Genomic DNA, 24,881 nt, shown 5'->3' on the forward strand with positions numbered 1-24,881 from the left:
CATTGTGATTAATCCTCAGGATGCTCAAGGTTACAAAAATCGGGGAAATGTTTATTATGAGCAGAAAAAATGGGATTTAGCTGTTGCTGATTACACCAAAGTCATTGTGATTAATCCTCAGGATGCTCAAGGTTACAAAAATCGGGGAAATGTTTATTATGAGCAGAAAAAATGGGATTTAGCTGTTGCTGATTACAATCAAGGTATTAAACTCCAACCGGATAATGTACAAGCATACTTGGCACGGGGGGTTGTCCATTTTCAGTTGAAAGATTATCAAGGAGCATTAGCAGATTACAATCAAGGTATTAAACTTCAGCCTGATAATGCTAACGCCTATTTTGGGCGGGGTGATGTTTACATTCAATTGAAAAATTATCAAGGGGCGCTAGCTGATTATAGTCAAGGTATTAAACTCCAACCTGATAATGCTAACGCTTATTTTGGGCGGGGTAATGTTTACGCTCAACTAAAAAATTATCAAGCAGCACTAGCAGATTATAACCAAGTTATTAAACTTCAGCCTGATAATGCTAACGCATACTTTGGGCGGGGTGTTATCTACCAGATACAACGAAACGATCGCGCCGCACTCTCAGAATACAATCAGGCGCTTGCTAAAGATTCAAAATTAGTAGCAGTTATCATCAATGTTGGCTACATCAAATATGAAAATGGAGATGTAGATGGAGCAATTGGGCAGTGGGAAAAAGCTGTTCAGATCAATAGCAGTGTAGCAGAACCGCAAATGGCATTGGCCGTTGCTTTATATGCCAAAGGTGAGCAACAAAAAGCTCTCAACATGGCACAAGCCGCCTTGCATTTAGATAAAAGTTTTGCTGATGTCGAGGTTCTCAAGCAAAATCTTTGGGGAACACACCTAATTGATGAGGCGCGAAAACTCCTTTCCCATCCTACTATCCAAGCATTGCGAACAAAGCAATAGTTTGTGTTTATAACCAAACAAATTAATAACAGCAATAGGCAGTGCTTCTAGCCTTTTTAACCCACACCAAATCCCGTGTATTGCCTTACCAACGGTTCATTAAATGCCAAAACAATATCTTCCTTTGGGACTCCTAATTTTACTAAATCATTAGCAATGCCAATCTCAGTCCCATCGTATTGTATCCAAATCTTCCCATCTTTGATATCAAGATGCAAAACACAGCCATATTGCCGTCGTCGATTTTTCCAGCCTACGTAGACTAATTGATAGTGATCGTGAATAGGATCAAAAATGACTTGTTTTTCTATTTCACTTTTTGACGAACCTCGACTAGCATAAGCTGCCAATAACTCTTGAATATAACCTCGATATTGCTCTAATTTTTCCATTCTACAATCACCTCATTCACTGGATCGTAAACGATTAACTTTACTTGGGAGCGTTGAATAACAATTTGAATAAATTGCAATGCGAAGAAGCTGCTATAAGTTCCTAAAGGAACAGCCAAGTATAAAACTCGTTCTGGTTCTTGAATCTCTAGAGCAATTTTATAGTTGAAACACTGACCCAATGCTGTATGAAATTCGTAAATATTTGATGCACCAAGAAAACTCTTAATCTCAACCGCTATTTTCTCTCCTGCTCTCTCAGCTGCTAATATCGGCTCTGCACCTAAATCAATGTACATTTCAAGTCCACCGACTTCAATTTCTAGAGGATCATCTGTAATCACCCAACCTTCTTTCTCTAGCCCTTTTCTAACAGCACCATGAAAAATATCTCTTGCAGCCATTCAAATATAACTTTCTTAATTACTTAGACGCGCGAAGTGCAGTTTCCCGCAGGGTATTATCAATTGGTATTGTCTCTAAATATAGCACTGGTAAAGTCAATGCGTGACCTCATCGATATTCTCTGTATTCCCGAACTCTGGATACTAAAGTGACTTCCTGTAGCGTCTTAATGTTTAAAGCTTGCCAGGGTTTGTACCCTCCCTTAAACCTCTCTCTGGGGGTCTAGGAGTAGCCTCAGACTGAAGTCTGTTAGCGAAACTGAAGCTGATAATGTTGAAAAAAACTTCACTCAAATAGTGTAATATCTTCCATTGGTGAATTTATTCTCAAATTGCGAGTTGGTTCGCTGAATCAGAATAAGATACTTGTTAGTAGAAGAAGTTAAATATTTTATGTCTCACGCAGAAGCCCAGAGAAGAGTAGGAAAAGAACGATTTTTAAAACTGTCTCCTGAACATATAGCGGTTCTCGGTTGAGTGAGGTACAAGAACCCCACCCCCAACCCCCTCCCCGCAAGCGAGGAGGGGGCTATTATGTACCTCGATTAGGAAACGCTATAAAGCACGCGGATTTTTTTGTTACTAAGGTTATTTCACTTATTAAGGATGGTTAAAAAATGAACAGAAAATTTTTAACAATAGGAACTTCAGCAATTTTGACAACTGTTATTGGGGGAGTTTGTATTAGTAGTTTATTTGGTTGCCAACTACCTGCTATTGCCAAAAGCCCTCAAGAATGTGAACCTACTTTATTAGGTAAACAGGCTGAAAAAATCAAATCAACTATTTTTGTCGCCGAAAATTCTGAAGAACAAAACCGGATTCAGCTATATGCAAAAGCTAGTCCGGCTGTAGTTGCGATCGTTACTACAGATGGACATGGTAGTGGTTTTATTGTCAGTCCAGATGGTCTAATTTTAACTAATGCTCACGTTGTCGAAGATAGTTCTAAAACTGTTGCAGTAATACTGGCTGATGGTACGCAAGTTTTAGCTGATGTGGTTGGTTTTGGATCTGGAGGTTTAGATTTAGCCGCACTCAAGATTCGCAATCAAAAAAATCTCCCTTACCTGCGTTTAGCTACACCCGGTTCAGCACAAGTAGGTCAATCTGTCTATGCTATTGGTACTCCCCTAAGTCTGGAATTACAGAATACTTTAACCTATGGTGTTATCAGTCGTATTGATAAAAAATTAGGCTTAATCCAACACGATGCGGCTGTGAATCCTGGTAATTCTGGAGGACCACTCCTCAACTCTAATGGGCAAGTAATTGGTGTCAATAGTGCAATTTTCAATGATACTGAAATAAAAAGATTTATTGGTATTAGTTTTGCAATTCCTACAGAATTAATCCAGCCTTTTTTGGTAGCTGTAGAACAAGGTAATGCTCAGTTAGCAAGTGGGCGTAAACAACCTAGTAATAATGAAGACACGGATTTACCGTTGAATGGTCAAATTTTACAAGCAAGTCTGAAAAATGGCGATCGCACTTTACCAAATAATAGCTATTTTCACACTTATGTCTTTGAAGGTAAAGCAGGTCAACAGATAACTATTGAGATGGATAGTGACCAAATAGACTCTCACTTATACTTGCTGCTTCCTGCTAAAGAACGACTTATAGCAGAAAATGACGACATTTCCCCAAAGGATTTTAATTCTCGATTAACTGTTACCTTACCAGAAAATGGTATCTATTATCTGTTGGCTAACACTTTTGAAGCGGGAGAATCTGGTAGTTACAGCTTACGGGCAGTGATATCTCAGAAGTAATTTAACGTGAGTTCGACAAGTCTTATTTGACCTCTCCCCCAGCCCCTCTCCGACGCGGAGAGGGGAGCAAAAAGCGGAATTTTTCTTGCTCCTCCCTTTCCGAAACGGAGAGGGAGGCTGGGAGGGAGAGGTTCATCGAACTCACGTTAATTTATTTAGGATTTACAAAAAAATATACGCTGTAGGGGCAATTAATGAATTGCCCCGACAATTTAAACTACTACTGCTGTTGCCTTGACTGCAAAAATCTTTTGAATCACATCTTCTACTACCTTATCTGGTGTAGAAGCACCAGAAGTAATTCCCACAACAATTTCTCCATCTGGCAACCAATTCTCTGTAGTTATTAACTGCCCATTTAATTGCCGATGTTCAATGGAATATCCTGATTTAATCCGTTCAACAGTATCAATATGATAAGAAGGAATTCCGCGCTCAAAAGCAATTTGTTGCAATTGAGTAGTATTCGAGGAATTAAACCCACCAATTACTACCATCAAATCTAAATTATGTTGCACCAACTCCAACATCGCATCTTGGCGTTCTTGGGTGGCGTCACAGATAGTATTGAAGCTTTGGAAATGCTGATTTAACTCAATAGGGTTATACTTCTGCAACATAGTCCGCTCAAAAAGCTTACCAATTTGCTCAGTTTCGCCTTTCAGCATCGTAGTTTGGTTTGCAATGCCAACTCTTTCTAAATCTTGATCAGGGTCAAATCCTGCTGAACAAGCTTTAGCAAATTTTGTCAGAAATTCTTCCCGGTTCCCACCATTGATAATATAATCAGCAACATAAGCCGCTTCTTGCAAGTTCAACACAATTAAATATTTGCCAGCAAAAGAACTAGTAGCAACTGTTTCTTCGTGCTTATATTTACCGTGAATAATGGAAGTATAATCGACTTTTTTGTGCTTTTCTACTGTGTTCCAAACTTTAGATACCCAAGGACAAGTTGTATCAACAATTTTGCAGCCTTTCTCGTGAAGTATCTGCATTTCTTGAACGCTAGCCCCAAAAGCAGGTAATATGACTACATCACCAGTTCCCACAACCGAAAAGTCTTTTTGATTTGCTTCAATGGGAATGAATTCTACTTCCATATCCTGCATTCGCTGATTTACAGACGGATTGTGGATAATCTCGTTAGTAATCCAGATGTGTTCTGTGGGGAAGTGCTGACGGGTTTCGTAGGCCATTGCCACAGCCCGTTCTACACCCCAGCAAAAGCCAAAAGCTTGTGCTAATCGGATCGTCACATCACCTTGTTGTAGGGTGTAATTGCGATCGCGGATTTCCTGAATCAAGTTACTCTGATACTCAGATTGCAACTGGGTGGCAACTTCTGCTTGATGACCAAAACCCTTGCGATTGTAATTTTCTGAATGTTGGAGGCTACGCTTAAAAGCTTTTGTATCCATTATATTTGTCTACTTCAACCACTATTTTTTATTTTCTCGCGCCCAGACGCGATTTATACAGAGTTGTATTCAAAGATATTACTTCTTTTTGTACTTTACCCTTTTTCCCCCGAAGCAAGTTAACGCTAGGGTTTTAATTCGATATTGCTATAAATCTGCAATGCAGAACGCCAAACTATATAGCCTTCAGGACTTAAGTGTAAGCCATCAGTAGTAAATTCGCGGCGGAGATTACCTTGCTTGTTCGTAAACAGGGGATATAAATCAAGATATTTGACACCTTTTTTGGTAGATATGCTTTGCAGTTGTTGATTCAACTCGTGAATCCGACTATTAGTAACAGCCAGAAGTTTATCGCGTCCTTTCCAAGTTGCTGACTCTGCTGCATGTGGCAAAATCGATTGGACAACAATTTGCGCTGTCGGATGTACCTTTCGCAGGTAATTGATAATTTGCCGCTGATTATCTAAAATTACCCGATCGCTTATCCCTCCAATTAGGTCATTAATGCCAATCATCACAAAAATCACCTCTGGCCGGGTGCGGTCAAATATCTTCAATCTTTTCAAGAGTCCATTGCTGGTTTCGCCAGAAATTCCTTGATTGAGCCAATTTTTACCTTCGGGTAATAACTCAGGGGGAAACCACAAACTCAGAGAATCTCCCGCCAGTATGGTTAAATGCGGAGGACGTTGGTCAGCAGCGACGTTGGCTTCTTGCTTGAGGATGTCTACCCACTCTTGGTAAGTGAGTTGGTGATGGCGACCCAAATCAGGTGTAGAAATTTCGGGTGAGTTGTCCAGGTTAATTGACTCCGGGGATGTGATTATCCCCCCAAAAAAAGCGGTAAATCTTTGCTGTTGCCAAATTAGCAGGATGACCGCCAACATGAGGATGCCGTTGGTTAACAGCGATAAAAATGCCCAGATCGGAAAGGTTTTTGCAGAAGTAGACACGACTAGCCAAATTTACCAATTATTTGAATCAAATTTTAACGCTAGCGATCGCAAATTACCTAATTTTAAACTAGGGAGTGGGGGAAGCAAACAGAAAGTTCTTCCCTCCAAACTCCTGTAGAGACGCGATTAATCGCGTCTCTCCAAACTCCTGTAGAGACGCGATTAATCGCGTCTCTACTCCCCACTCTTTACTGAGTCGGACGATCGCCAAACTCGGAGTTGTAACCTTCTTCACCGTGTTCGTTGATATCCAAACCTTGCAATTCAGCTTCCTCTTTGACTCGCAGCCCGACTGTCGCATCAATAATCTTGAGAATAATCCACGTACCAACACCTGCGATCGCATAAGCAACGGCAATTGCTGCTAGTTGAACTCCCAATTCACCAAAATTACCACGTAGCACTCCGTCTTTACCTGCTCCGTTGACTTGAGTCGTGGCAAAGATGGCCGTTAAAATTGCGCCCACTGTACCACCAAAGCCATGCACGGGATAGGTATCTAAAGCATCGTCAATTTCTAGCTTGTGCTTGAAACTGATCGCATAGAAGCAAACAAAGGCGGTGATCAAACCAATTAAAATCGCTGATAGCGGTGTGACAAATCCGGCGGCGGGAGTGATGCCAACTAAACCAGCAACGGCTCCGGTAGCCGCTCCCACGGCTGTCGGTTTACCCCGTAAAACTGCTTCCAAAATTAGCCACATTAAAGCTGCCGCCGCCGCCGCCGCATTGGTGGCAACAAAGGCGGTTGTTGCCACATTGGTGACTAAATTACCAGAAGTTCCACTAGCAACAGATAGGGCACTGCCAGCGTTGAAGCCGAACCAGCCAAACCACAGCAAGGCAGCACCCAGCAAAATGAAGGGGACATTGTGCGGTGGGCTAAGGCGATCGGGATGGGTTTTTCGAGGCCCAAGGACGATCGCAGCGACTAAAGCTGAAACGCCAGAACTAATATGAACTACTGTGCCACCTGCAAAGTCGAGGGCACCCAAACCACCATACAAACCTAAAAATCCACCTTTCGCCCAGACCATGTGGGCTAGGGGAGCGTAAACAAAGGTTGACCACAGTAGGACAAACAGCGAATAGGCGCGGAAACTCATCCGCTCTACGATCGCTCCAGAAATTAAGGCTGGGGTAATAATCGCAAACATGGCTTGGTAGATCATGAATGCCTGGTGGGGAATCGTTCCGGCATAGGAGACGACTTCCGCTGGGTTTGACCCTTTGAGATAATCGCTGATCTCTAACCCAACACCATTCAACCCCAACCATTGCAATCCGCCGATAAACGGTAAACCGGGCGCAAAGGCAAGACTATAGCCCCAGAGAATCCAGGTGACACCCACGATCGCCATCAACACAAAGCTCATCATCAATGTGTTTAGGACGTTACGCGATCGCACAAATCCACCATAGAAGAATGCCAATCCTGGTGTCATTAGTAGCACGAGTGCTGCTGAAATCAGCATAAATGCCGTATCTCCAGTATCAGCAGTCGGCACAGGAGCGACTGGTGTTTGGGCGAAAGCATTGCCCACCAGTGGGACTCCCAAAAACAGTAGGGTGATAGCCCCAATCATCACAACTTTCTTCAACACTTCTTTTTCTTTCTAAGACTAAGGATTTGTATTCTTAACTACATTTGATTACTTTTGTTGACACATTTTTGTCTTAAAAGATACTTAACCATAATTTTCTGGAAATGTTAACAAAAATATAATCCTGATTGTAGTTGCCAAAATTTAAATAAAGGTGTGTAAATTACTGCTTCTCTCGTTCCCATGCAGAGCATCGAAACGAGGAAAACCTCACCCCGATAAAGCTGTACTTTATCTCCCCTCTCCTTAGTAAGGAGAGGGGTTGGGGGTGAGGTTATTATCTGTTTAAAAGCTTGTCTTATAAAACTTATTGATCAAAATTCATATAGAAGAAAATTGACTTAAGTTCTGGGTGCAAACATGATAATTAAAACACTCACGAAAGCTAAACAAGCTCCCATTAGGTCGTAGCGATCTGGAGTTACCCCGTCTACCTTCCAACCCCAAAGCATTGCCATTGCGATAAACACGCCACCGTAAGCCGCATATACTCTGCCAAAATTTGCCGATTGAAGAGTTGCAATAATCCCATAGAAAGCTAAAGCAATTCCCCCCAATATGCCCCACCAGAAGGGCTTCCCTTCACGCAACCACAACCAGATCAAGTAGCCGCCGCCGATTTCAAATAAACCAGCCCACAAAAAATACAGCAGGGACTTAATCATTTGAGCGATTTTTGAATAAGCCGAACTCAGTGAAATTACGCTAACACTTTTAACTAAACTATTGTCATTAATTAAAGTAACTTTGTTGAACTGGGCATTGGGCATTGCTTATTTCCTTCCCCAGTTCCCATATAGATAAGGCTTAAGGATGAAAGCACCATTACCTGATAACGAAGCACAGAGAATCGAGACACTTTTGGAGTATAAGATTCTCGATACGCCATCTGAAGCTGCTTTTGACGACCTCACCCATCTAGCCTCGTATATTTGTCAGACTCCTATTGCCTTAATTAGCTTAATTGATACAAATCGTCAGTGGTTCAAGTCAAATGTCGGTTTGGATGCCTTAGAAACACATCGAGATTTGGCATTCTGTGGCCATGCTATTTTACAGCCTGATGTTTTGATTGTGCCTGATGCAACAGATGACGAGCGGTTCGCTACAAACCCACTGGTAACATCTGATCCAAATATTCGATTTTATGCTGGTGTACCTCTGAATAATCCTGAGGGATACGTGCTCGGAACCCTATGTGTAATTGACTACGTACCACGAGAACTTACTCCAGAACAAGTGGAGGCATTACGAGCTTTGGGTCGTCAAGTCATGAAGCAACTGGAATTGCGCCGAAATTTAGCAAGTTTGGCACTTGTTACCAAGAAAGACAAACAGGCGCAGAACGTACCCAAGCAGTTTTTCCAAAAGATTGCAGCAGGTTTTGGTTTGGCGTCGGTAATTTTAGTTCTGATTGGCATGGTTTCTTATCAAAATACAATAGGATCTACTAATAATCGTAGTATAGCCAAAAAAACTTACCAAAAACTCAAAAGTCTAGACCAACTACTGTTCCAGATCAAGGATGCCGAAACTGAACAAAGTAGTTACATTTTTAGTGGAGAAAAAATTTATTTAAAACCTTATCAAACAGCACTTAATAACGTCGATCAAGAAATTGCCAAGCTGAAGAGTTTAACAGCAGATCAACCGAAGCAACGACAGCAGATCGCAACGCTTGAATCTCTGACAACGGCTAAAGTTACTGAACTAAAACAGACTATCAAGTTGCGCCAGAACAAGGGATTAGAATCGGCGTTGCAAGTATTACTGAGAAATGATAAACAAAATCTCATAAATGATATCGAGAAGATCATTTATGAGATCAAAAACGAGGAAATGGGGCGGCTTCAGCAACTGTTACAAGTAGCAAGGGTTCGGACTCACAACACAATTCTGACACTTGCGATCGCTATCTGCCTAAGTTTTATCGTTCTTGCTGTAGTCTACTACTTCATCTATCGTGAGGTGAGTGAGCGCAAAAGAACAGAACAAACCTTAAACCAAGAACGCAACTTTATCTCAGCAGTCCTGGATACAGCCAGCGCGTTGGTAATAGTTCTCAATTCTCAAGGGCAAATCGTTCGCTTCAATCAAGCTTGTGAGCAAACAACAGGTTACTCCTTCGATGAGGTGAGGGATAGGTATTTCTGGAACTTGTTTATAATTCCTGAAGAGGTGGAGCCTGTCAAAGCAGTTTTTGAGCAATTGAAAGCTGGTAGAGGCTTGCTGAAGTACGAAAACTATTGGCTAATGAAGGATGGCAGTCGGCGACTGATTGCCTGGTCAGATACCACCTTAAAAGACTATGAAGGAGCGGTAGAATACATTGTTAGCACCGGCATTGACATCACCGATGTTTACGAGGATCTGCGCTTACGCAAACGATCTGAACGGCTTCTGAGTGTACAATATGCTGCAACCCGCGTTTTAGCAGATTCCGCTACGACGGACGAAGCCACTCACCAAATCCTGCAAGGAATCTGCGAGAGTTTGGGATGGGATTTGGGTGAAATTTGGATGGTAGATCAGGAAGCAAATGTGCTGCGTTTTCTCGATACATGGCATAAAACATCCTTTGAGGTGCAAGAGTTTGAAACACTGAATCGGCAAACCACGTTTCCACCAGGAATTGGACTACCTGGTGGTGTTTGGGCGAGTTCTGAAGCTGTTTGGATTGCTGATGTCGTTAAAGAACTCAGTTTCTCCCGCTTCCAAATCAGCGATCAAGTACAACTACACGCAGCCTTCGGTTTTCCGATCCGCATCGGTAACAAAATCCTCGGTGTGATTACCTGCTTCAACCAGGAAATCGAGCCACCTGACCAAGATTTGATCAAAACGATGAATTCTATCGGTGAGCAAGTGGGGCAGTTTATCCAGCGTAAACAGGCTGAAGAAGAAATACAACGCCAAAACTTGCGATCGCAACTATTTACCGAAATCACCCTGAAGATTCGCCAGTCTTTGCAAATCGAAGAAATTCTCCAAATCACTGTCCAGGAGATGCAAAAGATTCTCCAGGCTGACCGAGTTTTGATCTATCAGTTTTTACCCGATGAATCTGTAACCACCGTTGTTGAAGCTGTAGTTTCTGGTTTAGCAGCAATCAAAGAGGAAAATATCACCCTCCCCTATTTTCAAGCCGAATATCTCCAACAGTACTATCTACAGCAGTACCGTCAAGGACGGATTTTGGGGCTAGCTAATTTGGATCTGCCGGAAGTTGAACAAAGCCATCTGGAATTAATGCAACACTTTGGGGTCAAATTCAATTTGGTTGTGCCCATTCTGGTTAAACAAGAACTTCGCGGTTTACTCGTAGTTCATCAGTCTAACAATTCCCGCCACTGGTCTAGCTTTGAAACTCATCTCTTGCGCGAAATAGCCGACCAATTAGGTATTGCCTTAGCCCAAGCCGAACTATTAGCAGTACAAACTCGTCAGCGACAAGAACTTGAAATTGCCTATCGCCAAGCCGAAATAGCTTCTCAGATGAAAAGTGCCTTTTTGGCGAATATGAGTCATGAAATTCGCACTCCCATGAATGCTGTATTGGGAATGACCAGTTTAATGTTAGATACTCCCTTAGACGCAGAACAGCGAGATTTTATTGAAACAATTCGTAGTAGTGGAGATGCCCTTTTAAGTTTAATCAACGAGATTTTGGATCTTTCCAAACTTGAGGCTGGAGAGATGGCTCTCGAAAGTCTAGATTTTGACCTATCTACTTGTGTAGAAGAAGTGGTGGAATTATTGGCTCCTTCAGCCTATAACAAGGGGTTAGAAATTGCCGCACTGATTGAGCATAACGTCCCCATTTACCTCAAAGGAGATGCTGGTAGGCTGCGGCAAATTCTGATGAACTTAATCAGCAACGCGATCAAGTTCACCAGCGCTGGCGAAGTATTAGTGCAAGCCGAATTGCGAGCCCTTTCCTCTACTACAGCCACCATCCATTTTGCGATCACAGATACGGGTCTTGGCATTAGTCGTGAAGACCAACGCAGACTCTTTATGCCATTTACCCAAGTTGATGATTCTACGACTCGCAAATATGGTGGTACCGGTTTGGGATTAGCCATCTGTAAACAACTTGTAACCTTGATGGGAGGAGTGATTGGGATAGAAAGTCAGATGGGGAAAGGATCTAATTTTTGGTTTGAGGTGCTTTTTCCGAAGCAAGTTGAGCCTGTTTTGCCAAAATACGATGGCTTGTCTGCGACACGCTACGCGAATACCAACGCCAAGAGCGATCGCGAACTTTTGCACAATCGCCGCTTGTTAGTGGTGGATCATAACACTACTAATTACAAAATTATCTCCCATCAAGCGACTCATTGGGGAATGCAGGTAGATTACGCTGACAGTGTTGCTGCTGCGCTTAAAGTTATTCAGGAAACTGGTGAGCAGGGTAAATCATATCATATCGTCTTAGTTAATATGCAAATACCCAAAACAAATGGGATGACAATAGGCCAACAAATTAAAGCCAATTTGGCAATTGCTGAGATACCTTTGATTATGCTCACCTCTAGTAATCACCGGGATGAAGTGCAGCAGGCGCTGAAAATCGGAATTGCTGCTTATTTGGTCAAACCCATTAAGGCATCACGACTCCTGAATACGCTCATAACTATTTTAGAAACTCAGCCAGAATCAGAACAAGGGGCTAGAGACTGGAGGCTAGAGGCTACAGAAGAAATCCAGAGTAGAGAAACTTCAAGCATTCTTACTTCCTCTTCCCCCAACCCTTCTACTCAATTCAAGTTAAGAATTCTGCTAGCAGAAGATAATTTGGTGAATCAGAAAGTTGCCTTGAAGCAACTCCAGAGTTTGGGCTACAAAGCCGATGTCGTTGCGAATGGAAAGGAAGTTTTGCAGCTATTAAAAAAAATTCCTTACGATTTGATTTTAATGGATTGCCAAATGCCAATTCTCGACGGTTTGGAAACCACAAAAGAAATTCATCGTTGGCAAGAGGATGCTTTTGTCTTGCGTCGTCGTCCTGTGGTGATTGCGATGACGGCTAATGCGATGAAAGAAGACGAACAATTGTGTCTCAATGCCGGAATGGACGACTATTTGAGTAAGCCAGTGTTTAAAGAAAAATTGGCTGTGACTTTAGAGCATTGGACAGACGTGATTCTCTCAAAGCAAGAGGCAGTTGTGTCTGAACAGATAGTTTACTCTGACCTCGCAATTGATTGGGAACACTTGCATCGAATATCGGGAAATGATCAAGAATTTGAATTAAGTCTATTGCAAATATGCGTTGAAGATATGAAACCCCGTTTAGAGATAATTAAAAAAGCGATCGCATCTCATGACTTTGGGCAAATTGCGCGAGAAACTCATCACTTTAAAGGTGCTAGTGCCAACATTGGAGCCACAACTATGTACCTAGTAGCTGACAAATTAGAACAATTGGCTTACTGTCAAGAGCGTAGAGGTACTATCAACTTAGTTTCAGAATTAGAAGAATTTGTCAACCGAATTCAAGACTTTTTAAACAGAACGAAAGCAATAAATAATACCTTATTAGCAATTAAAAATGATGCGGCATAAACCCCCAACTAAGATGTAAAAACAACCGATTGCAGCATTTGCGCGAACGAAAACCTCTCCAGCAACTTTAAAGGACAGGTTTGCTGATATAGTAGCTGATACCGTCAGTACTTGGCGATTTATGATTATTCCAGAGGTATTTGTGATGAAACGCTTAATCTACATCATCCCCGTTACTGCAATTGGCTTACTGACATTGGTAGGATGCAACAGCGCTCAAGAATCTGCTACCCAGACTCCTGCTGCCACTGAAACTACTGCGGCAACAACAGTATCCAAAACTCCTGGTGCTACGCAGGGAGGTTTTGGTACTTTGGTCAGTGTAGTTTCAAATACAAAAACTGCGGTGTCAGCCGGAAAGTTTGACAAAGCTCAACAGGAATTTGATAAGTTTGAAAACTCTTGGTCTAAGGTTGAGGATGGTGTCAAAACTAAATCTTCAAAAACCTATAATGTGATCGAAGATGCTGCAACCCAGGTGAAGGGTGCGCTGAAAGTAAAAGATAAAGCGAAAGCTCTTAAGGGGTTACAAACACTTGACACAAATATCGCCACTGTTTCTAAAGGTTAATTAACATATCAGCAAGAGTCAAAAGACAGTAAAAAAACAAGCTTTAAATCTGACTTTGAGATAAATAGTTTTGTACCTTATCAAGTTGCAAACTGCTATAGTTTCCACTGGAGAATTTGGATAATGCGTTCATTTCGCAAATACCACCGGACTCTAGCAATTATTTTGGCTTTACCGCTTGCTTTAACATTGTTAACTGGGATTGCGGTTACGCTGGTAGGTGAGTGGTCAGCTAATCTTGGAGTTCCGCGTAGTCTACTGCTTTCGATTCATCGTGGTGAAATCTTCGGTTTAGGGGGAATCTACCCGATTTTGAACGGACTAGGACTATTGGGGTTGTTGGTTACTGGATTAAGTATGACTAGTTTGTTTGGCAGGAAAAGGCCAAAATCCGAGAGAGATTAGAAAAGACATAGCTTTACTCAATCCATGCCAATGCGTGCCTACACTGTACACACAAGTCTCTCCGCAATTTACGGTTTATCCAATAGCTCAAATAAACCTCACCCTGGTTCTGCTACGCAAAACCTGTCCCTCTCCTTATTAAGGAGAGGGATGTCCGTTAGGACAGGGTGAGGTTTTTGTTTTTATACTACGCAAAACCTGTCTCCCTGCTCGCTTGCTTACAGTTGAGCATGAATTCTTATTGGATTTTCCACTCTCTTTTGCCCCTTCAAATCCCTTCCCCTAGTAGTTTACTTCGATTTGTGTGTACACCGTAGGCAGGCGGGGATGGGGTTCTTGTGCCTCACAAAGGCCGAAAACCGCTATAAATTTAGAATAACGAACCGCGTACTCCTGCGGAGGACAAGCTACGCGGAGCGTCTCGTAGAGAAGGCGCGTTCACGGAGCGTCTCGTAGACAAGGGCGCATTCGCGCAGCGTCTCACAGAGAAGGAAGAGAGATGAGAAGAGAAGAGTTTAATGTGGGTGACTATGTTGACCAAATGGGGTTGTTGTTGGATTTGGAGTTAAGAGATGAGTATCGTGATGGTGTGGTGGCAAATTTTGAGAGAATTAGGGCGATCGCTAATCTTGTAAATGAGTTTCCCTTAGCGGAGGATATTGAAGTTGCACCAGTTTTTGAACCATGAATGATGCTGTATCAATAGCTGCTGCTGTGCGTGAAGGTAAAGTTAGCGCGGTGGAAGTTACCAAAGCTGCGATCGCCCGAATCGCCGCATGCGATAATCAACTCAACTGTTTTACGGCTGTGACTGCTGAAACAGCTTTAAGAGATGCAGCCCGCATTGACAGGGAAATTGCCCAAGGTAATCATCCCAGAATGCTGGCTGGTGTGCCTTTTGCGGTGAAAAATCTCTTCGATATTGCTGGTTTAACAACTCTGGCGGGATCGAAAATTAATGCAGAAAATCCAGCAGCTAGCCAAGATGCAACAGCAGTGGCGAAGCTGAAACAAGCAGGTGCGGTGCTGGTTGGCGCTTTGAATATGGATGAGTACGCTTATGGGTTTGTGACGGAAAACTCCCATTATGGTGCTACTCACAACCCCCATGATTTACAACGAGTTGCTGGTGGTTCATCGGGTGGTTCGGCGGCGGCTGTTGCTGCTGGGTTAGTACCGTTGACGCTGGGTTCTGATACTAATGGTTCTATTCGCGTTCCGGCGGCGTTGTGTGGTGTTTTTGGTTTGAAGCCAACTTACGGACGCTTATCTCGTGCTGGGGTAGCTTTATTTTCTAGCAGTTTTGACCATATTGGATCTTTTGCGCGTTCGGTGCAGGATATCGCCATAGTGTTTGATGTGCTTCAAGGAGAAGACGATCGCGATCCAATTTGTACAAAGCGTCCGCCTGAATTGGTTTTATCACAACTCAAACAAGATATATCTGATATCAGAATTGTAATTGCAGCTGATTATTTCACCAAAGGCGCACAACCGGAAGCTTTAGCAGCAGTCCAAAAAGTAGCTGATGCTTTAGATGTGACTGAATACGTAACCATAGCAGAAGCACACCGCGCCCGTGCAGCAGCGTTTGTGATTACAGCTAGCGAGGGTGCAAATCTGCATTTGGGAAAACTGCAAAGTCGTCCTCAAGATTTTGACACAGCTACACGCGATCGCTTTTTGGCTGGGGCGTTAATTCCTAGTAGCTGGTATCTCCAAGCACAACGGTTTAGAAGATGGTACCGCGATCGCATTCGGGAAGTGTTTCAAAATGTGGATGTAATTCTTGCCCCAACAACACCAATTTCTGCACCGCTAATTGGTCAACAAACGATGATTTTGGATGGCGAAGAAATTCTTGTCCGTCCTCATTTAGGGCTATTTACTCAACCATTATCTTTCATCGGTTTACCCGTTTTATCAGTACCAATTCAGCGCCCAAATGCCTTACCTTTAGGTGTGCAATTGATCGCAGCACCATATAACGAAGCGTTAATTTTACGGGTTGCGGCTGCGTTAGAGGCAAAAGGTGTAGTTTTAGCACCAGTGATTTTCAAGGCTATCAACTAAAACTAATCATTTGAAAATCGCTATTTTACTTGAGAGCGATCGCAGAGCATATATTCGCTACTTTGCTGTATCGGCTTACAAATTTTAACACAATACATTAAGAACCCTCAACTTTTTAGAAGTAAACTTGAAGTTGTGGTTCATACAACTTCAGCTGTGGTTACAAACGCTGATGTTGTTATAAGTAAACTTAAAGCTGTGGTTAATACAACTTAAGCTGTGGTTATAAATACTCAAGCATCTATAGAGAATCAGGATCTACACCGAGCGATCGCAATCTTTCTGCTAATAATTGGGCGCGTTGTTGGGCTTGTTTTGCCTGTTCTTCTGGTGTTAAAAGCCTTTCCCCTTGCTGGTTATACCAATATAACCACTCGCGCGGAATGCCTAAATAAGTTCCCCGTTCCATACCTATTCCTAAACCAATCTCTGGTAGCCAAAGGGGATTTTCATCTTGTAATTGATAGAGATTATTAACCAACTTGTAAACTTCTAATTGGGCTTTGCGGCGACGAGTTGGGTTGTAAACTACATAATATAAAATCCCTAACTTTGCATACTCTTGCTTCTTAGTCGAGTATTCACCGCGATATTTTCTAGATACCACTTCCAGCGCAAATATTGGGACTCTCCTCTCTTCCCAAAGCACATAACTGGGGCGGAGGTTTTCATCATAAAATCGCTCAACGCCCAGACTCAAAAACCCATCTGCTACTATCGGCGGTAAATCTGGGTGATAATAAATACCCATATCAACGCCAAAAAACCAATCCATCCGTTCTGCCCAAGCCATAGCCAATATAGCTTTGAGTAAACCGGGAATCAAATCTTGTAATTCATTATCCACAGGGGTATCGTCAGAGTCTGGTAGCTCCTCAGAAGAGGGCAAGCAAGCTAATGGATCGTACTCTAACATGATGGATTTACCGATTCTCTGAATAATTCGATCATAATGCGATCTCCAACTTTTTCTGACCTCTCACGGAACCCCTGCACTCTGAGGCTAGCGTGGTTGTACACACAAGGCCAAAGAAACCTCACCCTGGTTATGCTACGCATAACCTGTCCCTCTCCTTGCTAAGGAGAGGGATGTTTGTTAGGACAGGGTGAGGTTTTTGTTTTGGGTAATTCTCGGTGCTTATTAAGACTCTATATTGAGATTCTATCCAAGGGTGAGGGACATTATACATCATAAATTTTTGTTGCAAATATTACGGTCTATCCCTAGCGTAAAGTGGACAATTTGACAATCTTTAATACTCAAACTACTTGGCGTATAGTCATAATCTGTCCGCACGCAACCAGAACGCAAGACACCTAATATATGGTTCGAGAACTCGAAAGAAAACGCCAGAGTGCAAACTTTCCCGAAACTGCACCAGCTGCGAATCCCGTATTTTTTAGAACCTATAGCCGCCGTACAAAGGCGGGACTAAGGGAAACATGGGATGACGTGTGCGATCGCACTCTACTCGGCTTAATCAAGCTGGGAAAGCTAACTCCAGAAGAAGCTGCCATACTCGACCAGATGCAGCGCAACTTGAAAGCTATGCCCAGTGGACGCTGGCTATGGGTTGGTGGTACAGACTGGATCACCAAGCCGAAGAACTTTTCCGGGGCTTATAATTGCACCTCTACCAATCTCGAAGACTGGAGTGCCTTCGGATTAATGATGGATTTGGCAATGATGGGCTGTGGCACTGGAGCCGTCCTAGAACCACAATTCATTAACAAGTTACCCCCCATCCGTAATCATCTGAATGTCACTGTACAAGGTGAAATTGGCAGCACTCCTGTGCAATTACGACGTGAATATACTGAAACTCATATAGAAGGCAACAGCGTCACTATTCACGTTGGAGATAGCCGTGAAGGTTGGGTTGAATCATATCAAACCCTGTTGGAACTCTCCACTGATCAACAATTTTCAACAGAAGTTGAAGTATTAGTTGATATCAGCGATGTCCGCAAAGCCGGAGAAACTCTTAACGGCTTTGGAGGAGTTGCTAATCCTGTGAAATTACCCGGACTTTATCAGCGTTGTGCCTCTATTCTGAATAAAGCTGTAGGACGGCAATTAAATTCAATTGAATGCTGTTTGTTAATTGATCAAGCGGCTGTCACAATTGTTGCTGGTAATATTCGCCGCTGTCTACCTGAAGATGCCTTAGTTCATACTTCTAAAGGTCTTATTCCCATTTGCGATGTCCAAGTGGGTGACTTAGTACAAACTCCTTTAGGATTTCGGCGAGTTGTTGATAAATTTGACCAAGGATTTCAGGATGTCTATGAAATTGAAACTAATGCGACTTACCCTAGAGCAACTTTAAACCACAGACAAGCAGTTCTAGCAAATGCTCAGGGGGAAATTACCTGGAAGTCCATTGCAAGTCTAGTTGAGGGCGATCGCCTACTGCACAACACACAAGTTCTACCTGGTACAGTTACCCATCTACCTGCTGATTTTACTGAATCTCTACCCTCAAACAGTCGTACAGCTAAGTCGTTTGTAATTCCCGAATTGACAGCTGAGGTTGCTTGGCTAATTGGGTTAACCCACGGTGACGGCTATATTGCTCTTGGTCGCAATAAGTATGATAAGCCTTATGGCCGGGTTGAATGGGCAATGAACAGTTTAGATACGGAACTCACAGCTAGAGTTAAAGCCAAAATAGATGCTACTTTAGCTTTATTTGGATTGACTGCTACTCATGGCATCATCAAGGGCGAAAACACTGCCAAATCAATCTGCTCATCTATTCGACTAGCTGAGTACTTCTATCGCTATATCAAGCAGCCTAATATTCCCCTAGCAATTCCTAGTTTTATTTTGCAGGGTTCAGTAGATATCAGGGCGGCTTATCTAGCTGGATTAATGGATAGTGATGGTGCTGTGAATAACCGACCTCCTCACTTAGTTACCTCAGTCTATCGGTCATTTATTAGACAAGTTAGTGCAGTTTTATCCAGTTTGGCGATCGCTGGCAGAATTAGCATTACCCATCCACAACAGCAAGGATGGCAAGTTAAGTACAGCCTCACAATACCAGCCCTCAAAGAGCGTTACAACGCACTCATTGCACCACACTCAGTTAAAGGGTGTGTGAAAAAAGGACTACGCCACTTGCTACCCTGCGGGAACGCTAAAAGCGAACAAGTCGGGGAACCCGCCCAACGCAGTGGCTCGAAAATGTATGGTTTCACCGTCCCTGGTGCAATCATGCGGGAAGCTTACACCTATAGCGAAATGCGAGACATGGGATTCCAAGGTTCTCGCACTCTTGATGCCAATTATGAACGCTATATCGTTGAAGCTGATATCTCGCTAGATATTCCAGTCAGTGTTAAAGGACTGGGGAGTTATGATCATGTCCAGACTTACGATATTGAAGTCGAAGAAGCTCATTGTTTCTATTGTGATGGCTATCTGACACATAATAGTGCTGGCATGAGGCAAGGTTCTAGCGAAGATAGTTTGTTCGCCGATGCCAAAGATAACTTATGGCAGCAAGATGAAAATGGCAACTGGCGAATTGATCCAGAGCGTGATGCACTCAGGATGGCAAACCACACCAGAGTTTTTCACCGCAAGCCAACCTTAGAAGAATGTCTGAATGCCGTCCGCAAACAATATTATAGTGGCGAAGGAGCGATTCAATGGGCTGGTGAAGCTGTGGCGCGATCGAACATTGATTTGCTGCCAACACAAGCTTTGAAAGTTAATTTTTTGCAGGCTTACGAACAAGGAACAGCAAAACAGTGGTTAAAAGAACGTTATCCAAATCTTAATGCTAATGAGATAGAACATCGTTTGGCTCGGTATGGGCTAAATCCGTGTGGTAAGTGATTTTGCCTCACGTTAAAAACCTCGCAAAAACGGGGAAGGCTGAGATGCTAATCCCGTGGTAATTAAAGGAACTAAAAAGCCTTTAACACCGTACAGCGTAGAGAGTGAAACTAGATTACATCGAAAATTGCTGTCTAGAATATAATCTCTCCAAGAGTGCGGGGGCGTATGTGAAAAAGACTTTTATTATCTGAAGTCACATTTGCAAAATGTACGCGGAGCTACTGCAAATAATCAAGCAGTAGAACTAGAGGATAAAAAGCCTCTAGGGTAACAAATCTGGAAATCATCGGTAGTAACTTCCACTGCAATTTGTCTGAGGTTCACCTGAATCAAATCGATCCACATAACTACAAAGAACAAGAGGAGGCTTTCACTGCTGGGGCGCTATCTGTAGCAGCACTTTTAAATCACAAATTCCTGGAACCACGCTATCAATACAGCCGTGAATTAGACCCAATTGTGGGAGTTTCTTTTACAGGTTTATTTGATTTCTTTGTCCATGCTTTTGGTGTTGATTGGCTGCGCTGGTGGTCAGAAGGAAGACCTGCGACTACACAAGGATTAGCTTTCAAACGTCAGGAAGAAAAATATCTAAGTTCCTGGAGAGATATTGTACATCGGGTTGTTTGGGATTACTGCGATCGCCACAATCTCAAACGTCCAAATCGCTGTACCACAGTCCAACCCAGTGGCACCAAGGCTTTATTAACTAATGCTAGTTCAGGATGGCATCCCCCGAAAGCCCAAAGATTTATTCGCCGCATCACCTTCGGCAAAAATGACCCAGTAGCCTTAGCTTGTATTGACTATGGTTACAATGTAATTCCCTCTCAATCCGACAAAGATGAGCAGGGAAATTTGCTCAACGATCCCTTTGATTCACGGGTGAATGAGTGGCTAGTAGAAATCCCTGTTTCTGTATCTTGGGCTGATTTATCAGGATGTGATGAAATCGATGTTTCTAAATTTTCAGTTTTAGCCCAATTTGATTTTGTCCTCCAGGTTCAACGTTGGTATGTGACTCACAACACATCAGCTACTTTAGAACTTCGCTCTGATGAAATCGAACCTTTAGCAGAGCGTATCTATGAAACTATCCAAAATGATCAAGGATATATTTCAGCCGCTCTTTTAGCCCGTTTTGATGACTTGCAATCATTCCCACGTTTGCCATTTGAACCAATAGATAAATCAACCTACGATCGCTTGAATCAAGAGGTGAAAGCACGGCGCAAAACAGATGATTTCTGTGCAGTCTTAAGCCGCTACGATTCCGGCGAAATGTCAGAGGCAGGACCTAGTGGTTGTGACTCTGATAAATGTATGTTTCCCGATCAGCAACCAAGCTCATAAGGTGAAATGACTATCAACTTCGGATAGTCACTATTAAAAAGCAGTGGTTTTATATTAAACCACTGCTTTTTATACAGCACTTTGTAGGTAAATCAAGTACACATCTTAATATGATAAATCTTGTGGGGTGGGCATCCTGCCTGCCCTTGTGTACCTCATTCAGATGAAATATGCTGTATAAATAAGACTTATGCAAAACTACATACTGTAGGGGCAATTCATGTAGATGAAGACTGACCGCAGGGTATTGCCCCTACCTAAAAATAAGGGTTTCGGTTATTGTTTGCGTAAGTCCTGAGGTATTTGGTGTAGATAACCAGCAAACAATTTCTTTTTTGGCAAAAGGAGTCCGCCTATGAAAGCTTACGAAATTCAAAGCAACGCCGGGATTGATGCTTTGGCATTAGTCGATCGCCCCCAACCAAAACCAACTGCGGGACAAGTTCTGATTCAAGTCAAAGCAACATCCCTAAATTACCGTGATCTGCTTGTTGCCGAAGGAGCTTACGGTGCTGGACAGAAATATCCGTTAATTCCCCTGTCTGACGGTGCCGGAGAAGTCGTGGCCGTGGGGGAAGGTGTGACACGGGTAAAAATAGGCGATCGCGTGGCTGCTACTTTCTTCCCAGACTGGATTTATGGCTCTTTAACCAAAGAGAAAATGAAATTCGATCTCGGAGGCGGTATTGATGGAATGCTGGCTGAGTATGTCGTATTACACCAAGATAGTTTGGTGATATTACCTGACTATCTATCCGACATTGAAGGTGCAACTTTGCCCTGTGCAGCAGTTACAGTTTGGCAGGCACTGGTGACAAAAGGCAATATTCGCGCAGGTGATAGTATTTTATTACTCGGTACTGGGGGAGTTTCGATTTTTGCGCTCCAGTTTGCCAAGATACATGGTGCTAGAGTGATTATTACTTCCAGCAGTGATCAGAAATTGGCACGAGCAAAACAGCTTGGTGCTGACGAGACAATCAACTACAAAACAACACCAGATTGGGAAAAGCAAGTTTATCAATTAACCAATCGCACGGGTGTAGATCATGTAATTGAGGTAGGCGGTGCAGGAACTTTGCCAAAATCCCTACAAGCAGTCCGCATTGGAGGACGTATTAGTTTGATTGGCCTATTGTCAGGCAGAGGAAATGAGATTGACCCCATGCCAATACTTTTTAAGAGTTTAACAGTTCAGGGAATTTATGTTGGCAGTCGGGAAATCTTTGAAGCGATGAATCAGGCGATGCAACAGCATCAAATAAAACCGATTATTGATCGAGTTTTCGCCTTCACTGAAGCGCGGGAAGCTTATCATTACCTCAAAAGTGCGGCTCACTTCGGGAAAGTAGTTATAAATCTAATTCATAATTCCTAATGACGCTCGTTCCTGCTAACTGTTGAGCGATCGCTTGTTTCAATCCCTAATAGGGATTTTAGTTCATTGCGATTACTTTTGTTAGCTTACCGGAGTCATCATCTTCGAGGTTTCAATCCCTAATAGGGATTTTAGTTCATTGCGATAGATAAAGTTATGGGGGGATAGATTGATAAGTCTGTTTCAATCCCTAATAGGGATTTTAGTTCATTGCGATGCTTTTAGTGGTTGGGGATCTGTCCGCTTTCCCCGTTTCAATCCCTAATAGGGATTTTAGTTCATTGCGATTTGCTCCTTGCTCCTGATTACAAAGGTGCGATTACTGGTTTCAATCCCTAATAGGGATTTTAGTTCATTGCGATGGCTTGCCCTGAGCGCAGCCCAAGGTAGAGAAGGGTTTCAATCCCTAATAGGGATTTTAGTTCATTGCGATGCATTACGATTTTATGCTTCGAGGAGCGCGTCAGTTTCAATCCCTAATAGGGATTTTAGTTCATTGCGATGGTGGTAGGTGTTGGCGGTGATTTCGATTTAATCGTTTCAATCCCTAATAGGGATTTTAGTTCATTGCGATCTGATGCTGGGGTCGTGGTTGGATCGTAAACAGTCAGTTTCAATCCCTAATAGGGATTTTAGTTCATTGCGATTTTGTACGCTACAAATGTCCCCCAAGAAATTACTTACGTTTCAATCCCTAATAGGGATTTTAGTTCATTGCGATGTTTGTATTCATGGCTAGTCAATAAGAGTAGCCCGTTTCAATCCCTAATAGGGATTTTAGTTCATTGCGATGCAATAGCCTCTGTCATCCCATGTGCGATCGCTTCATGTTTCAATCCCTAATAGGGATTTTAGTTCATTGCGATTAATGAGCAGAATCTGCGAAGGCTTTTATCTGGCGCAGTTTCAATCCCTAATAGGGATTTTAGTTCATTGCGATATAAAATTTTCTTCTAGGTCGTGAATTGGCGTTCACGTTTCAATCCCTAATAGGGATTTTAGTTCATTGCGATTATCTTGTCGTTGCAGATAAATATTAACGCCAAAGGGGTTGGTTTCAATCCCTAATAGGGATTTTAGTTCATTGCGATCGCAGGCGTCTGAAAGCCGTGTGTTATTTGGTTTTCAAGGTTCAATAGCGCGAATGCAAGAATCATAACATCAGGAGAGGCAATTGTGCAAGATGTAAATAGCTGAAAGTCAGTCTAGATAAGGTGCGCGGATACTTTAAAGATGCTACAACCCTCAATTCCTTGCATATACGGCAATCTAGCCATTTTTGTTGTTACCCTTCCCCAACACCTACCCATTCGCGCAGTTGGCAAAAATACTAGCCTGATTACTTAAAATTTTCCTTAGCGGCTAACATCTGTAAAATCTTCTCTACATGATCCAACTCTCCAACGATTCGCCGAATTGGGTGAGGCCAAACTTTGACAAGGGTAGGGGTTGCCGAAACCTGATTGAGTTCAGCTTGTTCTGGATGAGTTAAAACATCAATCACCTTCAAAGTATAAGGATGTCCGAGCGATCGCTCTAATAATTCGTGTAAATTTTGGAGAATGCGTTCAGTAGTACTGCTATGTCCGGCAACAAACAAGCGGAGAACATAGCCTTGTGTAATCACTTCCTTTTTTTGGACTATAACTGGTTGGTGGTATTTTGGCACAGGTTCAGAAAGGTCTAGACGGACAATTAAATCGTGATCTTCCCAAAGCTGCGGGAATGAGGAACGATAAGTAGTTAATACCATGCGATCGCACAACCCCTCCTGCCAGGGAGCTGCTTGCCATACTAACTCCCCTGTGCCAAAAATGGCATTAAGCAAAGCTTGATGTCTAATGACAGCCGGATAAGCTTCAGCAAAAGTTTGTACTTGTTGAGTGCGCGGATCTAACCAGTGGTCAATAGTTGCAGTATAACAAGGCACTAAAAAGTGCGGCGGCTCTGGCAAATCTAGGATTTCTTGCAAAGCCGAACACAAATGCAAGTGCCATCGACCTTGCTTGCTAGGGTCGATGCAATAAATTAAATCTCCTCCAGGTGTAAATAGCGCAATGCCTTTAAACAACTGGGGTGTAGATAGTTTGTTTGTCGTCAAGTTATTCACAGAGGCTAGGAAGCTAAAAGTAAAAAATTCTCTCTTTTACCTTTTACCTTAGCTATAACCTCAACCAGGAAT

Annotated in this window: 17 protein-coding genes, 1 pseudogene and 1 CRISPR repeat array; of the genes and pseudogenes, 10 read left to right on the top strand and 8 right to left on the bottom strand. The window is 42.7% G+C overall.

Features of this window, described 5'->3' with window-relative positions:
- Positions 1–946, top strand: a 946-nt coding sequence (locus ACYTXL_RS10380; RefSeq protein ID WP_461924660.1) for a tetratricopeptide repeat protein, incomplete at its 5' end; no start/stop codon positions are given.
- A gap of 56 nt (positions 947–1,002) precedes the next feature.
- Here ACYTXL_RS10380 and ACYTXL_RS10385 read toward each other — a convergent pair.
- Positions 1,003–1,338 carry a XisI protein gene (locus ACYTXL_RS10385; RefSeq protein WP_461924661.1) on the bottom strand — a complete coding sequence of 112 codons (336 nt, stop codon included), beginning with the start codon at positions 1,336–1,338 and terminating at the stop codon, positions 1,003–1,005.
- Positions 1,326–1,742, bottom strand: a complete 417-nt coding sequence (locus ACYTXL_RS10390) for a XisH family protein (protein WP_461924662.1) — start codon at positions 1,740–1,742, stop codon at positions 1,326–1,328. The genes ACYTXL_RS10385 and ACYTXL_RS10390 overlap by 13 nt, the downstream gene beginning before the upstream one ends.
- 617 nt (positions 1,743–2,359) lie before the next feature.
- On the opposite strand from ACYTXL_RS10390, the gene ACYTXL_RS10395 reads away from it, so the two are divergent.
- Entirely contained in the window at positions 2,360–3,517 is a 1,158-nt protein-coding gene (locus ACYTXL_RS10395) for a trypsin-like peptidase domain-containing protein (protein WP_461924663.1), read from the top strand.
- Between the two features lie 212 nt (positions 3,518–3,729).
- Here ACYTXL_RS10395 and ACYTXL_RS10400 read toward each other — a convergent pair whose 3' ends face one another.
- From ACYTXL_RS10400 to ACYTXL_RS10415, 4 genes are all read right to left on the bottom strand, one after another.
- Positions 3,730–4,938, bottom strand: coding sequence for a 4-hydroxy-3-methylbut-2-enyl diphosphate reductase (locus tag ACYTXL_RS10400; protein ID WP_461924664.1), 1,209 nt, complete (start codon positions 4,936–4,938; stop codon positions 3,730–3,732).
- Positions 4,939–5,063: 125 nt separating this feature from the next.
- The gene (locus ACYTXL_RS10405) at positions 5,064–5,894 is read right to left on the bottom strand and encodes an SGNH/GDSL hydrolase family protein (protein WP_461924665.1); all 831 of its coding nucleotides are present in this window, start codon (positions 5,892–5,894) and stop codon (positions 5,064–5,066) included.
- A 191-nt stretch (positions 5,895–6,085) separates the two neighbouring features.
- A complete protein-coding gene (locus ACYTXL_RS10410; protein WP_461924742.1) occupies positions 6,086–7,483 on the bottom strand; it encodes an ammonium transporter in 1,398 nt (465 codons plus the stop codon).
- Between the two features lie 359 nt (positions 7,484–7,842).
- On the bottom strand, positions 7,843–8,166 hold the full coding sequence (locus ACYTXL_RS10415; protein WP_334903930.1) for a YnfA family protein: 324 nt from the start codon (positions 8,164–8,166) through the stop codon (positions 7,843–7,845).
- A 148-nt stretch (positions 8,167–8,314) separates the two neighbouring features.
- Between ACYTXL_RS10415 and ACYTXL_RS10420 the strand changes: the two genes are divergently transcribed.
- From ACYTXL_RS10420 to ACYTXL_RS10440, 5 genes are all read left to right on the top strand, one after another.
- Entirely contained in the window at positions 8,315–13,069 is a 4,755-nt protein-coding gene (locus ACYTXL_RS10420; protein ID WP_461924666.1) for a GAF domain-containing protein, read from the top strand.
- A 145-nt stretch (positions 13,070–13,214) separates the two neighbouring features.
- On the top strand, positions 13,215–13,640 hold the full coding sequence (locus ACYTXL_RS10425; RefSeq protein ID WP_461924667.1) for a DUF4363 domain-containing protein: 426 nt from the start codon (positions 13,215–13,217) through the stop codon (positions 13,638–13,640).
- Between the two features lie 123 nt (positions 13,641–13,763).
- Positions 13,764–14,045 (top strand): peptidase, encoded by a 282-nt coding sequence (locus tag ACYTXL_RS10430; protein ID WP_292796852.1) that lies wholly within the window; start codon positions 13,764–13,766, stop codon positions 14,043–14,045.
- A 499-nt stretch (positions 14,046–14,544) separates the two neighbouring features.
- A complete protein-coding gene (locus ACYTXL_RS10435; protein ID WP_461924668.1) occupies positions 14,545–14,733 on the top strand; it encodes a DUF4089 domain-containing protein in 189 nt (62 codons plus the stop codon).
- On the top strand, positions 14,730–16,118 hold the full coding sequence (locus ACYTXL_RS10440; protein ID WP_461924669.1) for an AtzE family amidohydrolase: 1,389 nt from the start codon (positions 14,730–14,732) through the stop codon (positions 16,116–16,118). Before ACYTXL_RS10435 ends, ACYTXL_RS10440 begins: the two co-directional genes overlap by 4 nt.
- Positions 16,119–16,359: 241 nt before the next feature.
- Here the strand turns inward: ACYTXL_RS10440 and ACYTXL_RS10445 are convergent, their stop codons facing one another.
- Positions 16,360–17,034 carry a Uma2 family endonuclease gene (locus ACYTXL_RS10445; RefSeq protein ID WP_461924670.1) on the bottom strand — a complete coding sequence of 225 codons (675 nt, stop codon included), beginning with the start codon at positions 17,032–17,034 and terminating at the stop codon, positions 16,360–16,362.
- A gap of 408 nt (positions 17,035–17,442) precedes the next feature.
- Here ACYTXL_RS10445 and ACYTXL_RS10450 point away from each other — a divergent pair, with 408 nt between their 5' ends.
- The 3 genes and pseudogenes from ACYTXL_RS10450 to ACYTXL_RS10460 all read left to right on the top strand — a co-directional run bounded on the left by ACYTXL_RS10450 (position 17,443) and on the right by ACYTXL_RS10460 (position 22,699).
- Positions 17,443–19,965, top strand: a complete 2,523-nt coding sequence (locus tag ACYTXL_RS10450) for an LAGLIDADG family homing endonuclease (RefSeq protein ID WP_461924671.1) — start codon at positions 17,443–17,445, stop codon at positions 19,963–19,965.
- A gap of 282 nt (positions 19,966–20,247) precedes the next feature.
- Positions 20,248–21,321, top strand: a pseudogene (gene nrdJ, locus ACYTXL_RS10455) (ribonucleoside-triphosphate reductase, adenosylcobalamin-dependent); the annotation flags it as partial.
- A gap of 355 nt (positions 21,322–21,676) precedes the next feature.
- Entirely contained in the window at positions 21,677–22,699 is a 1,023-nt protein-coding gene (locus ACYTXL_RS10460) for a zinc-dependent alcohol dehydrogenase family protein (RefSeq protein ID WP_461924672.1), read from the top strand.
- A gap of 36 nt (positions 22,700–22,735) precedes the next feature.
- Positions 22,736–23,790: direct repeats of the CRISPR family, unit length 37 nt; unit sequence GTTTCAATCCCTAATAGGGATTTTAGTTCATTGCGAT.
- A 248-nt stretch (positions 23,791–24,038) separates the two neighbouring features.
- Here the strand turns inward: ACYTXL_RS10460 and ACYTXL_RS10465 are convergent.
- Positions 24,039–24,809 carry a circadian clock KaiB family protein gene (locus ACYTXL_RS10465; RefSeq protein WP_461924673.1) on the bottom strand — a complete coding sequence of 257 codons (771 nt, stop codon included), beginning with the start codon at positions 24,807–24,809 and terminating at the stop codon, positions 24,039–24,041.
- Between the last annotated feature and the right edge of the window lie 72 nt (positions 24,810–24,881).

The organism is Nostoc sp. (genome assembly GCF_054880495.1).